Below are 16264 nucleotides of genomic sequence, written 5' to 3'. Positions count from 1 at the left end.
CTCCTCCTTACAACTTATTGATACTTCTTTCTATTGTTGTTATAATTGCTGTTGTTATTGCTCTTGTTATTATTGTTGTTGCTGTAGCCACCAACTTTTTTCTTCATCATCGGCTTCTTGCCCCCACCAGTATTTTTCTGGTAGCTATTTTGTTGATTGGTAGTCGCAGATTTTGTACGACTTCCTGGAGGCGCAGCTTTGAAATCTAATTTGGTCAACACCGTATCAGCAGGTAATACCAACACCCCTTTGGACAGTTCTTTTAAATCTTGAATGATGTGTTCGTCCGACACAGAATCTTTATTCCATGAAAGGTAAGCCATCTTCATAAAGTTAGCGATGGATAGCGCCATGCGTTCCGTATATTCTGGCTCGGGCTGCGCAATCGCTTTACTAATCATATCCTCTACAGTACGACCGTAGTGCTTATAACGAATACGCTTTTGCGGATAAGGTAATGTTTCTGGTTTTTGTCTGATTTGCCCTTTTTCCGGAATAGGATAAGGAGAATCTACATCGATTTTAAAATCAGAAATAATATAAAGATGATCCCACAGCTTGTGCTTGAAATCGGACACGTCACGCAAATGCGGATTCAAAACCCCCATCATATCGATCACGACCTGCGCCAGACGATTACGCTCTTCACGATCGGTAATGGTACAGATATAATCGACCATATTTTGCACATTACGGCCATATTCGGCCAAAATCAGGTGCGACCGAGTACTATTATAGTCAAAATTCATAGTGTTATTTTATATGCAAACGCCTGATTATAAAGTTAATGACGTTCTGTAATCATTTTAATTGTGCTTTTTTATACAATTCTAAGCTTAGCAAATTTAAGCAACAATTGCTTTTGTCCCAACTCTTTAAAAAAAATAGTTGCTTTTATGTCAGGTCGATTACCTTCTAAGTTAACGACTTTACCAAATCCGAAGCGTTCGTGCTCCACTTCCATGCCCACTTGCAGGCCGCTGGTATCCGATGGTGCAAAGCCCGCCGTCGGCACGTGAGCCTTTGGCAAAATTGAAGTCGTCTTGATCACTTTTGGTTTCGGCTTGCTGAATGATTCTTCCCGCTGCCAAGCGGTACGCTCCGATGAAAAACCACCTTCTTGCTGTGCAGGAACGCGCGGTTTAAAATCTAACTCCAAACATGCTGGAGCTAATTCATCCAAAAATCGACTCGGCTCACAGTTATTCAATGAACCCCAGCGATAGCGGGAAGTAGCATACGATATGTGCAATTTCTTCTCTGCACGGGTAACCGCGACATAAAATAAACGGCGTTCTTCTTCTAATTCCGATCTCGAATTTAGAGACAGTTGAGATGGAAAAAGGTTTTCTTCCATACCGACAATGAATACCGTATTAAACTCCAAACCTTTGGATGCGTGAATAGTCATCAACGATACCGTATCGGCATTGGGATCTTTGTCTTTGTCATCGTTAGTGAGCAACGCCACATCTTGTAAGAAAATATCTAGTCCTTTTTCTTCCAGATCTTCTCTTTCCGAAAATTCTTTGATACCGTTGAGCAGTTCCTGAATGTTTTCGTAACGGCTCAGGCCTTCCACCGATTTATCCTCGTACAGACTTTTTAGCAATCCAGAGTGCTGCGCAATGTGCATCGCCGTATCAAATGCGGAATGATTTTTTGCGACAGCCTGAAAACTTTGGATCATGGTGGCAAAATTGATCACCGCCGTGGCGCTGCGTCCATCCAGAATACTACCGGCATTGGCCAACACTTCCCACAATCGATAATTATTCTGATCAGCAGCGACCATCAACTTTTCAAGAGTCGTATCACCAATCGCTCTACGTGGATAGTTGATCACGCGTTTCAACGCTTCCTCATCATTTGGATTAAACGTGAGCCTGAAATAGGATATTAAATCTTTGATCTCCTTGCGCTGGTAAAATGACGTACCGCCGTACAATTTATAAGGCACATTGAGCTTGCGCAGGGCTTCCTCCAGCGATCTGGATTGGGCATTGGTACGATATAGAATGGCAAAATCTTTATAGACCAAACTTTTCAAAGATTTCTCCTGTAGAATGGCTTCCGCGACAATCTTTCCTTCTTCGTTGTCGGAAAATGCGCGGCTTACTTTAATCTTTTCACCATCCTCGTTGTCCGAAAACACATTTTTCTCCAACTGATTTTTATTGTTGGCAATGATGCTATTGGCGGCATTCACGATCATTTTGGTCGAACGATAGTTCTGCTCCAACTTGAAAACCTTCACATCTGGATAATCTTTCTGAAAATTTAGAATATTTTGAATATTTGCTCCGCGGAAGGCGTAAATACTTTGCGCATCATCTCCTACCACACAGATATTTTCATGCACCGCAGCCAAACGCTTTACAATGAGGTATTGTGAAAAGTTGGTATCCTGATACTCATCTACCATCAGGTATTTGAATTGATGCTGGTATTTGTGTAAAGTATCTGGATGTTTGTTGAGCAAGACATTGGTTTTGAACAGCAAATCATCAAAATCCATTGCTCCCGCACGGTAACAACGCTGCGCATAGGTCATATAAATCTCGCCCAATTGCGGACGGCCATTAGCACGATCTTCGGCCATGATGGCTTCGTTCTTATTGTATTCCTGCGGAGAGATCAAGTTGTTTTTGGCCGAAGAGATCCGGCCGTATACGTGATTGGCATTGTACAGTTTATCATCCAGATTCATCTCTCGAAGGATAGCACGGAGCAAACTTTTGGTATCGTCGGTATCGTAAATCGTGAAATTACGCGGATAACCAATCGATTCGGCTTCCGAGCGTAGAATACGTGCAAACACGGAGTGAAACGTACCCATCCATATATTTTTTGCTTCCGATCCCACGACTTTCATGATCCGCTCACGCATCTCTTTGGCGGCCTTGTTGGTAAAGGTCAACACCAAAATATTGAAGGGATCTACTCCCTGACGAATCAAATGAGCTACGCGGTAGGTGATAACACGGGTTTTGCCAGATCCGGCTCCCGCTACAATCATGACTGGTCCTTGAATTTGTTCTACAGCACCACGTTGAGAGGGGTTGAGCCCCGCTAAATAATCCAAAATAACTTCCTTTTAATTGATGAAAAGTAATGAAACCAAGGTGTAAAACTAAGAAAAATCCGGCAAGAAGCCTAGTTCGATATTGGCCTGCCAGACTGCTCGATTAGAAAAATCTAAAACGGCGCGTCGTCTGGCATATCATTCATACGAGACGGCATCGTGATACCACCACCGAAACTATCGGATGGCGCCATCGCTGATGGCGACGGCGGGCCGCCAAAAGCGCCAAAACCATCATCCTTGCCACTGTCCATTCCATAAAAATCGTCTTCGAGATCGACGAATTTGACATATTTACCAATAAATTTCAGAGGTACAATTCCGGTTTCTCCATTACGGTGCTTGGCGATGATTACTTCACCAACACCGGCTGTTGGGCGACCTTCTTCATCCTCCGTCATACCATAATATTCTGGACGATACAAGAATAACACCATATCGGCATCCTGCTCAATAGATCCAGATTCACGTAAATCGGAAAGCATTGGTCTTTTACTATTTCCAGGTCTAGATTCTACCGCACGACTTAACTGCGATAGCGCCAATACAGGCACATTCAACTCCTTGGCTACGGATTTCAAGGCACGCGAAATGCTACCAATTTCCTGCTCACGGTTTCCGCCACCTTTGCCTTCGCTTTTTCCCTGCATTAGCTGCAAGTAATCGACAATAACCATTTGTATATCATGCTGTGCCTTCAAACGACGGCATTTGGCCCGAAATTCAAACACATTTAAGGCCGGCGTATCATCGATAATAAGTGGCGCTTCGGTTAATCGACCGATACGAGAATGCAATTGCTGCCATTCGTGATCTGCCAGATTTCCTTTTTTCAGTTTCTCTTGCTCAATTTCTGTTTCTCCAGCGATCAAACGATTAACCAGCTGCACAGACGACATCTCTAGGGAGAACACCGCCACTGGCCGCTGATGATCCACCGCCGCATTACGTGCGACTGAAAGTACAAAAGCCGTCTTTCCCATCGCTGGACGTGCAGCGATAATCACTAAATCGGAAGGTTGCCAACCCGATGTCATGCGATCTAAGGCCGTCAATCCGCTAGGAATACCCGTTAGTCCGTCGGTGCGGTCACGCAAGAGTTCCAACGCGTTGATCGCTTCACGCATGATGTCGTCCATCTTGCGCGAATCACGACGCAGGTTATTTTGTGCAATGTCAAAAAGGCTTTTTTCCGCATGGTCCAACAAGTCAAAGATATCGCTGGTCTCGTCGTACGAAGCATTGATAATCTCGGTGGATACTTGAATCAGTTCCCGTTGTATGTATTTCTGCGAAATAATACGTGCGTGAAACTCGATGTTTGCCGCAGAAACGACACGATCTGTCAATTGTGTAATATAATATGCTCCGCCCACCATCTCTAAAGCACCCATTTGGCGCAATTCGGTGGTCACGGTTAACAAATCTATTGGAGATGATTTCTGAAATAGATTGTAAATTGCCTGAAAGATCTTCTGGTGAGATTCTTTGTAGAATGACTCCGGTTTTAGAATATCAATTACCTCACTCAAGGCATTTTTTTCCAACATGAGCGCGCCCAATACTGCTTCTTCCAGATCTGGGGCTTGCGGCGGTAACTTGCCCAGACCGCCGATCAAGTTATTTACACCTGCGCGCTTTCTGTTCAAATTGGCCTTGCCGGATTTTCCGGAGTCATTAGTATTATTTTCGCTCTGTTGTGACATATAAATAAAGTGGTTTTCTAAGGGGGTTTTTCACACATTCCCTGATTCCGTATTGCGGAAAACATTAATGGGATAGCAAAAGTAACAAAAATAGCTACGACGCATCATTTAAGTTTTAAACACTCCTTTTCACTAAACGCTTTAATCCTCTGTTTAGCGTGTGCTACACCAAGCACGTATTCCACAACAAAAAAAAAATTCGTGTTAACAAGCAGCATAAACAATTGAAAAACTGAACAATACAACAATGTTGAATTCACATCCCTGATGTGGATAAGGTATTTACACTCTATTGTAATATCCCCAATTTTCTCCGCCAATGTACTCATTAAGCAGAAACATATTTTTACATAAATAGCAGACCTTCTCCCCACGCATTATCGTATATTTGTGCCTATGACAGCTCCTAATTCAACAGTTAAACCCTATTCGGCAGACGGCAATAAAAAGGAACAAGTAGCTGATATGTTCAACAACATTTCTTCTACTTATGATATGCTTAATCGTTTCATGACGATGGGCATCGATATCATTTGGCGTCGCAAAGCAATCCGTTCACTACGTGTAATCGAGCCACAACATATTCTGGATGTAGCCACCGGAACCGGTGATTTTGCGATTGAATCGATCAAACTGTTGAATCCAAAAAAAATAGTTGGTATTGATATTTCTGAAGGGATGTTGGCAGTAGCCAAAGAAAAAATTAAGAAGAAGGAATTAACAAGCCAGTTCGATGTGATGCTGGGTGATTCTGAAAATCTTCCTTTCGTCGAAGGGCATTTCGATGCTGTTACCGTTGCCTTTGGAGTCCGCAACTTTGAGAACCTTCAACAAGGGTTAAATGAAATATATCGTGTGATCCGCCCTGGTGGGAAAGCCATTGTATTGGAACTTTCTAATCCGACTGCCTTCCCGATCAAGCAGTTGTTTCATTTTTACTTCCACAAGTTTACGCCAGCAATGGGTCGCCTCATTTCTAAAGATAAACGCGCTTACAGCTATTTACCGGAGTCGGTTGCACAATTCCCGAGCGGAGCTGTATTTGCAGAGATGATGCAAACAGCCGGATTTAAAGAAACCAAAGTACGACCACAAACTTTTGGATTTTGCACGATATACGAAGCCACCAAATAATATGAATAGAACTGTACTCATCACCGGAGCAAGTTCAGGTATTGGCCAAGCCTGCGCCTTATTGCTTGCCAAAGAAGGATATCGATTAGCACTTTGTGCTCGTCGTACGGAAAGATTAGAAGCGCTTAAAAATACAATTTTGAAAGATCTTCCGGAAACGGACATCTTCACCTTCACATTAGATGTACGCGACGCCGATGCCGTGCAACAAGCGATGACGGCGCTCCCAGCAGCATGGCAAGAGATCGACGTGTTGATAAACAATGCCGGATTGAGCCAAGGTTTGGATCCTATTCAAAGCGGTAAACTGAGCGATTGGGATACGATGATCGACACCAATATCAAAGGTTTGCTTTACGTCAGCCGTGCGGTGATTCCATTGATGGAAGCCAGTAAAAATGCGCATATCATCAACATCGGCTCGATCGCAGGCAAAGAGGTGTATCCAAACGGAAACGTATATTGTGCGACCAAACATGCGGTAGACGCACTGAACAAAGCGATGCGAATCGATCTGCTGGAAAAAGGAATTCGCGTATCGGCAATCCATCCCGGAATGGTAGAAACCGAATTTTCGGAAGTACGTTTTCATGGCGATACCGAACGCGCACAAGCGGTATATAAAGGTGTGGAAGCGCTCAGCGGACAAGATATTGCCGAAGTGATCGCTTTCGTATTATCCCGTCGTGCCCACATCAATATCAACGATTTACTCATCATGCCTACGGCACAAGCCACAGGTACTATTGTTAATAGAAAATAAATAAAATATGTCTTTAGAACTAACGATTAATCAAGATATCAAGGCGGCTATGATCGCCAAAGACAATGTAAAGTTAAGAGGTTTGCGCGCGATTAAGTCGGCAATCTTATTGGCTAAAACAGAGAAGACACACGTGGAAGATATCTCGGAAGATACGGAGATCAAGGTATTGCAGAAATTGGTAAAGCAACGTAAGGAGTCGGCTGAGATCTACAAAACGCAGAATCGTGAAGATTTGTACCAAGTGGAGATCGAGGAAAAAGAAGTAATCGAAGCCTATTTGCCAAAACAATTGGACCGCAGCGAGATTGAAGCAATCATCAAGGAGATTGTTGCAGAGACAGGTGCTTCTTCTATAAAAGATATGGGTAAGGTAATGGGCTTAGCGAACCAGCGTTTGGCAGGCAAAGCAGACGGCGGCACGATATCGCAAGTCGTAAAAGCTTTATTAGGATAATATATCTAGCTCAAGCCTAGATTAAACTTCTTTCTAAGGGTCTCCAAAGCTGGGTTTTTGGAGACCATCGCTTGATATTTTTCCTGAGAAGTATAGGGTTTTCGCACTTTCGTTTTATCGGTCACTACTTCGCGGATGTCCAAGGCAAAATTGCGCAGCTGTACTCGCAGGTGATTCAAAATATCGACCTTCCCGAGTTTCAGCTCTTCCATTTGCACCATATTTTCGACCTCCACCTCGATGATATTTCCTTTCAGCTCTGGCGTACTAGACGACATGATGGTATACAAGGTGATTTTGTTCTCCTGCTTCACAAAATCCGCGTATGCAGTCCACTTCTTTAAAAAATCTTCCGGTTCTACTTCGGTGAATTCCGAACCTTGCAGCAGTTTATTCTCTTCTTCCGCCTCATCCTTTTGATCGAGAATGGTATTAAGATCGGGCAACAGCTTTTTTGCCGGTAATGCGCCCCATCCTTTCGATGGCGCAACTATCGGTTTCCCTTCCGCTTCTTTGGCGACGGATGGATTATTTCCCGAAGGGATTGCTATGGAATTTTTAGTAATCGACTCGGCCGGCGAACTTGCCGATGACTGTGGAACTGGATTAGCCGTTGTCGAGTTAGTGTTTGCGGTAAGCGGTTCTACTCGCGCTTTTGCAGCCGTTTCGGCTTCGCGACTAGTCGTCGCAGAAGAAGTGCTGGCTATATCGGCCGGTTTATCCGTTAGTTTTTTTTTTACATCAACTTCCGTTGATGTTTCTGTAAGGCTCATTCGAATCGCGGTAGCGATGTGGCACATTTTGAGTAAAGCGAGCTCTACCTGAAGCCGATGGTTTTTGCTAGTTCGGTAATTAATCTCGCACTGGTTGGCGATGTTAAGCGCCGACAATAGCAAACCGCTGTTGAGCTGTTGCGATTGTTCCAAGTATTTTTTCCGAATAGTATCCCCTACTTCAAGTAACTTTAAGGTAATCGGTTCTTTGGCCACCAGCAGATTGCGCAAGTGTGCCGAGAGACCGGCGATAAAATGTCCGCCATCAAAGCCATTGCTCAATACCTTATCAAATATCAACAAGGCCTGCGCGGCATCTTGCTGCGCGATGTGCTGTAGTAGATCAAAGTAGTAATCGTAATCTAGAATATTGAGATTGTCGATTACCGCGCGGTAGGTGACTTCCTTATTCGAGAAACTCACAATCTGATCAAACATAGAGAGTGCATCCCGTAATCCGCCATCCGCTTTCTGCGCAATGACATGCAGGCCATCATCCTCGTAAGTAATGCCTTCATTTTTCGCTATTCTGGCCAAGTGATTGGCCATATCTTCGACTTGAATGCGGTTGAAATCAAAAATCTGACAACGGGACAAGATCGTTGGAAGGATCTTATGCTTCTCGGTAGTTGCCAAGATGAAGATGGCGTAACTAGGAGGTTCTTCTAATGTTTTCAGAAAAGCATTGAAGGCTTGCTGAGATAGCATGTGCACCTCATCGATGATGTAGATCTTGTATTTACCGGTTTGCGGTGGGATGCGCACTTGCTCAATGAGCGAGCGAATATCTTCTACCGAGTTGTTAGAAGCTGCATCCAGCTCGTGAATGCTAAACGAGTTGCCGTTCTGGAAAGAACGACAGCTATTGCATTCGCCACAGGCTTCGGTATTTTCAGAAATCTGCTCACAGTTTATTGTTTTCGCCAAAATACGCGCACAGGTGGTCTTTCCCACACCGCGGGGACCACAAAATAAGAATGCTTGCGCCAACTGATTGTTGTGTATTGCGTTCTTCAGCGTATTGGTGATGTGCGACTGCCCTACGACCGAATCAAAGGTGACTGGGCGGTATTTTCGGGCAGAAACAATAAAATTGTCCATTGCAACGAAGTTACGGAAATATTCGACCCTACGCAATATGAGCACCGCAAAAAAAGGATACAAAAAAAGCCATCTTATGGATGGCTTTTTGATAACTCAGTGGCATGTTTCGCAACAGACCTGTAACTAACTAAACACAAGTATATAAAACAAATAATCTACTTGCACAAAGATAATCCCGTCGTTTGAAGTCTGTGTTATCCATGCGTTATGTTAATACTTTTTTGTAGCGGATCAGCGAGCCTGTGCCTCGGCGATCATCTTCATGACCTCATCAATGGTGGTCTTTGCGGCTTCTTTCATCTTTGGATTACCCGGATAATCGGTATCCAAAGTCACTTCTTTGGATTTTTCCTTGTAGGTAAACTTAAGTACAAATCGGGCAGCCGAAGGCTGACGGTCGGCCACTGGTGTCGTCATGTCATTATCTACATTCCAAAAGCCCAATTCTTGTGCCTTGCGATGTAGGTACAACAGATCATTATCACGCAGCTTTACGGTATCTAATGCGACTGTTCCATTTTTTCGCTCAAACTGATACAGATGTGTCGTGGAGCTGTAATGATTTTGCATAGAATCGGGTTTACCGTAGGTCAGCTCAATGGCTTCGAAGTCGGTAAAGCGAAACGGTGCATTTTTTACCATCGCAGAATAATAGTAAAAACAGTAAATAAAGAATGGAACGATGATACAAATTCCGAGAAAAATCCGTTTTCCTCTGTCAGACATAGTTTTTAAATGTAAAGTGCGCACAAAAGTACGCATTTATGCAGACTTTATGATCGGAAGTGTAGAAAGAAACGATTTGCTGACTAAGTCTTTGGGCTACCCGCACGCTTGAAATAGTGATAATACCACGTATCTTTCAGGTCTGAGATGATGACCCCTTTCTTGGTAGATACATGGACAAACTTACCATTGTGCAGATAGATCCCCACATGGTCGATATTTCGCCCACCAAAGGAAAAGAACACGAGGTCACCTTCTTTTAACTGGTTTTCATATTTTCGTTTGACGTTATCGGCCATATCTCGAGAAGTACGTGGCAGATTTTGACTAAACACTTCGCGATACAACAATCCCACAAAGGCAGAGCAATCCATGCCATTGCGATCCAATCCGCCCGTACGATGTGGCGTACCCATCCAATCGTCGATAAAAAGATATAAGTCACTACTTTTGGAGATGTCTCGACTATTTACGCCCAGCAGTTGCGCATAATTATCCAATTTATTGCCCGAATAAGACATTGAACGTGCTTTGCTAGCATCAGATACAGGCGCTTTTGTTGTATTCCGGTGTTTACCACTTTCTAGTTTTCCATAGCGGTAGTTGGTATTGCTTTTCTTGCGCACCCCGCATGATCCAAACAGCAGCGCGCCGCAAAGTATGAATATGAGTTGATATGCTTTATACGCCGTAACCTGTGTGATAGGAGTTGCCATGTTACAAAAGTATTTTCGCGACACGAAAAAGCAAAGCACTTTTTTCCACAATTGTTATTTACTTTTGCGAGATAATGGAGAAACTTAAAGGATCATTAGCCGTATTTTTCGGAGCAGCAAGCTTTGGCGTGCTATCTACTTTTGTAAAAAAAGCGTACAAAGCAGGTTTTAGCTTGGGCGAAGTAACTGGCTCTCAAGCACTCTTTGGCGTAGTTTTTTTATGGTTGGTGTATGCTATTTCACAAATAGGTAAAGCTCCAAAGCACCATCCCGTCCGGAAGGATCCGAAGTGGTTATTGGTAGTAGCTGGCTTGAGCACAGGCTTGGTTAGCGTACTCTATTATCAATGTGTACAACTCGTACCTGCTTCGATTGCAATCATCTTGTTGATGCAATATATTTGGATAGGCGCCATCTTAGAATGGCTGCTATTCAAAAAACCGCCCAGTCAAATACAATTAATCGGTTGTGTGCTCATTATCTTAGGCACGCTATTTTCTACCGGTTTGCTCGAAGAAGAAGTGCCGAATTTATCTGTTGAAGGGCTACTATATGGTTTTGGTGCTGCTACGGCTTATTCGCTATTCATCATGCTGAATGGGAGAATCGGGAATGATTATCCCACGGTGTTGAAAAGTGCTCTGATGATCACGGGCGCGCTGGTACTTATTCTAGTCTTGTTGCAGCCAATGGGATTGCTATCGTTAGAAACTATGTATCGCCTGCTTCCTTACGGACTTCTATTAGCTTTATTTGGCACGGTGATACCACCCTTGTTATTTGCTTACGGAATGCCTAAAACGGGTTACTCCTTGGGTAGTATTTTAAGTGCGGTAGAATTGCCCGTAGCGGTCTGTATGTCGCACGTGGTATTAGGGGAATACGTATCCGGCTGGCAGTGGTTTGGTTTGTTATTTATTTTGACAGTGATCATTGTCATCCAGTTGCAAAAACCAAAAAAAGCTCCGACGGGTTAGTGTCGGAGCTGTATTATTTATTCCTATAAGAAATATTCTACGAAGCTATTTCGTGGTATTTCATTAAAACGCGTACCGTATTCCGAATTGCACTTGGAATGGATTGCCCGAAGGTGCTACACGACCAAGACTATTGACATTGTAATTAAACTGTCCGTCGGTGAAAGCATTGGTACCTGGCAGACCATACAAGGCTTGTGACCCCAGATTGTGCATTACGCCCCACTCTTTATTGAGCATATTCATAAAGTTGAAGATCTCGCCTGATATTTCTATGCTATGTGTTTTGAACAATCTTACGTTTTTCGCTAGACGAACGTCCACTGTTCCATAGAATCCGTTGATCCCGCCATTACGCTCCGCAAAGGTTCCTCTATATTCCTCAAGATAGTTTTTCATGCTTTGACTAGCTTCCGGATTATCGAGAATTGCTTGCAATCCTGTACGGATATTTTCGGGTGTGTTTGGATTGGTGTAGTCAAAGATATAGGCCAATTTATTCGCTGCACCACCAAAATCACCATTAGTATTCGCTCCTGCTAACAAACTGTATCTTGTTCCGCCAATTCCGGTGTATCTAACACCAACCTGCACGCCGTAAAATGTTGGTAGATTTCCGTAAGCCACCAATTTGTGGCGAAATTGGTTGGATGAATACGTCACCATACTCAGATCGCGTGGATCATTGACTACTGCTTGAGACAATGTGGCCGAGTTGGCTACGTTGCCGTTAAACGAGGTATTATCTTTGGTATCATTCCAAGTGTAACTTACGGTAATAGTACCATCTTTAAAATAGTTGTATGTACCGTCTAGCACGACTGCATAGTTATTTACTTTACCGATACTTGTTAATTCTAGTACACGACCCAATTGGTCGGAAATCCTACCTTGTTGCCAATCCGGCTGTCCGTTACTTGGAAAAGTATTCTGAGGCACAAATACGGCGCGATCACCTTCATTCGCTAAGCGGAAGAAAGGTTCTGCCACCATATTACGATCGATGTAAGTATAATTGTTGCGCCCCAAGGTCATGTATCCCGTCGCACTTACTTTGAATCTATCCGTGATAAAACGTGTATAGGATAAGTTGGCTTTGTACACCGTTGGTACGGCGGCATTTTCGCCGGTGTAATTGATCGTAGGTACTCCGCGATCCAACAGGGTCGGAATAGTGCTCATATCGGCACGATAGGAATTGAAATCTACTGCTGGTACTGCATCACCACGTACATCGACCGTCGCAAAGTTACTTCCATCGAAGGTAAGGTTATTAATAATCATATAATTATTAATATCTGAAGCAAAAATACCGGCACCTGCACGAATGATATCTGTACCATTTTGGTTGATATCCCAATTAAATTGCAAGCGAGGTTGCACGATAAACGTACCAAATTTATTGTCGGTACGAATACCTAATTGCTGATCTACCAAGGCATTATATTGTGCTTTTGGATAGCCTGCGTAATCAAAACGAAGACCCGCCGTCATTTCCATACCTGGGGCAATATCTTTACGCATTTGTCCGTAAAGCCCCAAATTGGCGATAGTTCCGCGTACCGCCACATCATCTTTTAAGGGTACTTCGCGATAGTATCTTGAAGCAATACCTTGTTCAAACTCATCTAATCCCAAGAAGTGAAAACGACCATTAACCTCAGAACCATATACTGATTTGGAAGTGGTTGTCATCAAATCTACTCCAAAAACATATTTTGCCCAGTCGGTATCATAGTACACATTATTCATCAGCTGTACGACATGATTTCGAAAATTTTCTTGCCCAAAACGATGACCACCCAATTGAAGATCAGTACGTAGCGTACTTCCATCTTCGAGCACGGAAGGCACTCTTTCTACAATAGCTCTTGGGATATATCCCGGAGCGATCTGATCGCCTTGCGTACTATTTTGGTATAGATATAGGTATTGTACTTTCAATTCATTGGTCAATCGAGGCGAAATAGAAGTTCTCAATGTTGCCAAGAAATTATTATCCACGTTTTTATCCGTTCCATACGATTCTAACAGATTTATACGGGTATTGTCCGCCAAACCTAAAGGATTGTAATCGTAGGTAAAGTTATTCCGTACGGTTAATAAGTTTTTATCATTGATCTGCCAATCCAACCTTAAGAAACCGGCATCAGACGTACGTTTCTTATCAATCGCTCCGGTCTGTGGCTGATCAGATACGCCATAGCGATTTCTGGCAATATCAAGGTATCGGTTGAGTGTAGTTTCGTTGATACCGAAAACTTGCTGATTCAAATCGCCCCGTAGATCGGCGATTAACAAAGCTCGGTTGTCTTGCTGGCGATCCCACACTGCGAAGAAATGGAGTTTATCTTTGATGATTGGACCTCCTAATGAAAATCCGTACTGATACGTACCGTAGCTACCTAAGCGTGGATTGCCGGCAATATCATATTTACTACTAGACCAGTCGGCACGACCAAACATAAAAGCCGATCCCGTTAAGGTATTCGTTCCTGCCTTGGTCACCGCACTAACTGTACCGCCACCGCTACGGCCAAACGTAACATCGTATTGGTTGGTCACGACTTTAAATTCACGCACCGCTTCCATCGATAAGGAATAAGGCGCACCACTTCTAGCGGTTGTCGATCCGGCAGATGTCGGATTTTTCGCACTCATACCATCAATCGTGAAGTTTGTTGAAGAAGCTAATTGTCCGGAGATAGAACCGCCTGGTGTTGCGAGTGGAGAAAGCTCCGTCAAGGAGGTAAAGTTACGTCCGTTCACAGGTAGGGAGCGAATCACTTTAGAAGAGAATGCGGTCGCTGCTCCTAAATAGTCTTTGGTATTTACTAAACCCGAAGCATTTACTTCGACAACATCTAAGTTAGATGTACGAGAAACGACTTCAATTTCGATACGCGCCACATCACCTTGATTGAGCTGAATACCGGTTACTGCTCCTTCACCGCTGCTCAAGTGCGTAGCAGTAACCACATAAGGTCCGCCTAATGGCAATTGTTTAATATCAAAATTTCCACGATCGTTACTTATTGAACGAGTGGTAAAACCTGTAGACTCATTTCGGACTTGAATAGTCGCTCCCTGAACTGGCGCACCAGAAGCATCTAAAACACGACCGGCGATAGCTGCCTGCGTACCCTGCCCAAATACGGAATTCCCCGCAACACACAGTAACGCAACCAAATAGAAAATGCAAAATGCGTAATTAGTAGCTGTTTTCTTCATAAAACAATAAGTAAGTATAGTGCTGATTAATTGTCAGCAAAAATACTGCTGTATCGTTATGTCAAAAACAAGCCGATATTAAGATAATATTATGAATATGTAGCAGTTATCGATCAGGATATAATATTAATGCATAGCCATGGTAAAACAAGAAATACCGTCAAAATACACTGTAGAAACAACTAATGCACCAGCAATTCTGGAAGTTCTTCCATATCCATCTCCCCGGAATCGGTTACGCTGGCAAAACGTACGGGAACAATTTCATTCACTAACAAAGGATCGTAAGGCGTACGGACTTTCACATAATTTTTAGAGAAACCATGCATATAGCCCTCTTTTTCATCGCCTTCAAAGAGCACATCACCAACGGCATTCACCTGCGATTCGTAGAATGCTCGGCGTTTTTTCTCGGATAGTATGTGCAACATTTTACTTCTGTCGCTACGCTGAGCGCCCGGAACTGCGCCGTCCATTTGCGCGGCAATGGTATTCTCGCGCTCGGAATACGTAAATACGTGTAGATACGATATATCTAATTCATTAAGGAAGTTATATGTATCTAGGAAATCTTCACGAGTTTCCCCAGGAAATCCGACAATCACATCCACACCGATGCAGCAATTGGGCATCAGAGATTTGATCTTTGCCACACGCTCTGCATAGAGTTCACGCTTGTAACGACGACGCATGGCAGCCAAAGTTTTATTATTACCCGATTGCAAAGGCATATGAAAGTGTGGCACAAAACGCTGTGATTGAGATACAAATTCGATGATTTCATTAGAAAGCAAGTTCGGCTCGATCGAGGATATCCGAATGCGGTCAATCCCTTGTACTTCATCCAAAGCCTTCACCAAATCCAGAAACTTATCTTGACGTTTGCCATCACGAATACCGTAATCACCAATATTTACGCCAGTCAATACGATTTCCTTCACTCCAGAAGCGGCGATATCTGCTGCTTGCTGCACCAAATCAGGAATACTTCCCGAACGACTTGCACCACGTGCTAAAGGAATAGTACAAAAAGTACAAGAATAATCACAACCGTCTTGCACTTTCAAAAAAGTACGGGTACGATCGCCAATAGAAAAGGCGGAAACAAATTGTTGCGTCTCCGTAATTGGCGCATTGTGTACGATGGCTTTCTCCTGCTTGGTCAAATCATTAATATGCTCAATGATATTAAACTTTTCGGCGGCGCCCAATACCATATCTACTCCCGGTATTTCTGAGATTTCCTTGGGTTTAAGCTGTGCATAGCATCCTACAATGGTAATGTAAGCGTTTGGAGAATGCTTTAGCGCTTCTTTTACAACTTTACGGCATTTTTTGTCCGCATTATCGGTTACCGAGCAGGTGTTGATGACATAGACATCAGCTTCGCTATTGAACGGGGTTGTATCATAGCCGGCGTCCTTGAATAAGCGGCCAATAGAAGAAGTTTCCGAAAAATTCAGTTTACATCCCAGCGTATAAAACGCCACCTTCTTATTCATTGTCATCTCATCCATGTGCTTACTCTTCTACGCAGCAATACCTACCGAGTTCGATAGGCACTTACTTTTCATTTTGCAAAAATACACAAA

12 protein-coding genes are annotated in these 16264 nt (G+C 43.3%); 4 read left to right on the top strand and 8 right to left on the bottom strand.

Annotated features, from left to right (window positions below; all coding sequences use genetic code 11):
* Nucleotides 1-14: 14 nt before the first annotated feature.
* From AC3IRT_RS05470 to dnaB, 3 genes are all read right to left on the bottom strand, one after another.
* On the bottom strand, nt 15-749 hold the full coding sequence (locus AC3IRT_RS05470) for a DUF4290 domain-containing protein (protein ID WP_489395419.1): 735 nt from the start codon (nt 747-749) through the stop codon (nt 15-17).
* A gap of 71 nt (nt 750-820) precedes the next feature.
* On the bottom strand, nt 821-3085 hold the full coding sequence (locus AC3IRT_RS05465; protein WP_489395418.1) for an ATP-dependent helicase: 2265 nt from the start codon (nt 3083-3085) through the stop codon (nt 821-823).
* A gap of 113 nt (nt 3086-3198) precedes the next feature.
* On the bottom strand, nt 3199-4791 hold the full coding sequence (dnaB, locus tag AC3IRT_RS05460) for a replicative DNA helicase (protein WP_489395417.1): 1593 nt from the start codon (nt 4789-4791) through the stop codon (nt 3199-3201).
* A gap of 396 nt (nt 4792-5187) precedes the next feature.
* Between dnaB and ubiE the strand changes: the two genes are divergently transcribed.
* The 3 genes from ubiE to AC3IRT_RS05445 are packed head-to-tail and all read left to right on the top strand — an operon-like array spanning nt 5188 to nt 7145.
* Nucleotides 5188-5925, top strand: coding sequence for a bifunctional demethylmenaquinone methyltransferase/2-methoxy-6-polyprenyl-1,4-benzoquinol methylase UbiE (ubiE, locus tag AC3IRT_RS05455; RefSeq protein WP_489395416.1), 738 nt, complete (start codon nt 5188-5190; stop codon nt 5923-5925).
* Between the two features lies 1 nt (nt 5926).
* Nucleotides 5927-6688 (top strand): SDR family NAD(P)-dependent oxidoreductase, encoded by a 762-nt coding sequence (locus AC3IRT_RS05450; RefSeq protein ID WP_489395415.1) that lies wholly within the window; start codon nt 5927-5929, stop codon nt 6686-6688.
* Nucleotides 6689-6695: 7 nt separating this feature from the next.
* Nucleotides 6696-7145 carry a GatB/YqeY domain-containing protein gene (locus AC3IRT_RS05445; protein ID WP_489395414.1) on the top strand — a complete coding sequence of 150 codons (450 nt, stop codon included), beginning with the start codon at nt 6696-6698 and terminating at the stop codon, nt 7143-7145.
* A 5-nt stretch (nt 7146-7150) separates the two neighbouring features.
* Here AC3IRT_RS05445 and AC3IRT_RS05440 read toward each other — a convergent pair whose 3' ends face one another.
* From AC3IRT_RS05440 to AC3IRT_RS05430, 3 genes are all read right to left on the bottom strand, one after another.
* Nucleotides 7151-9019: a DNA polymerase III subunit gamma/tau gene (locus tag AC3IRT_RS05440; RefSeq protein WP_489395413.1), complete on the bottom strand. Its 1869-nt coding sequence runs from the start codon at nt 9017-9019 to the stop codon at nt 7151-7153.
* Between the two features lie 234 nt (nt 9020-9253).
* Nucleotides 9254-9748 (bottom strand): hypothetical protein, encoded by a 495-nt coding sequence (locus tag AC3IRT_RS05435; protein WP_489395412.1) that lies wholly within the window; start codon nt 9746-9748, stop codon nt 9254-9256.
* A gap of 83 nt (nt 9749-9831) precedes the next feature.
* Entirely contained in the window at nt 9832-10464 is a 633-nt protein-coding gene (locus AC3IRT_RS05430; RefSeq protein WP_489395411.1) for a C40 family peptidase, read from the bottom strand.
* Between the two features lie 74 nt (nt 10465-10538).
* On the opposite strand from AC3IRT_RS05430, the gene AC3IRT_RS05425 reads away from it, so the two are divergent.
* On the top strand, nt 10539-11441 hold the full coding sequence (locus tag AC3IRT_RS05425; protein ID WP_489395410.1) for an EamA family transporter: 903 nt from the start codon (nt 10539-10541) through the stop codon (nt 11439-11441).
* A 63-nt stretch (nt 11442-11504) separates the two neighbouring features.
* On the opposite strand, the gene AC3IRT_RS05420 is transcribed toward AC3IRT_RS05425, so the two are convergent.
* Together AC3IRT_RS05420 and mtaB are read right to left on the bottom strand one after the other, a co-directional pair.
* Nucleotides 11505-14672, bottom strand: a complete 3168-nt coding sequence (locus tag AC3IRT_RS05420) for a TonB-dependent receptor (RefSeq protein ID WP_489395409.1) — start codon at nt 14670-14672, stop codon at nt 11505-11507.
* 182 nt (nt 14673-14854) lie between these two features.
* Nucleotides 14855-16174 (bottom strand): tRNA (N(6)-L-threonylcarbamoyladenosine(37)-C(2))-methylthiotransferase MtaB, encoded by a 1320-nt coding sequence (gene mtaB / locus AC3IRT_RS05415; RefSeq protein WP_489396104.1) that lies wholly within the window; start codon nt 16172-16174, stop codon nt 14855-14857.
* Nucleotides 16175-16264: the final 90 nt, after the last annotated feature.

It is taken from the genome of Sphingobacterium sp. KH_072, from assembly GCF_057837975.1.
The sequence above is the reverse complement of the archived record's forward strand: the minus strand, read 5'-3'. Positions and strand labels throughout refer to the sequence as shown.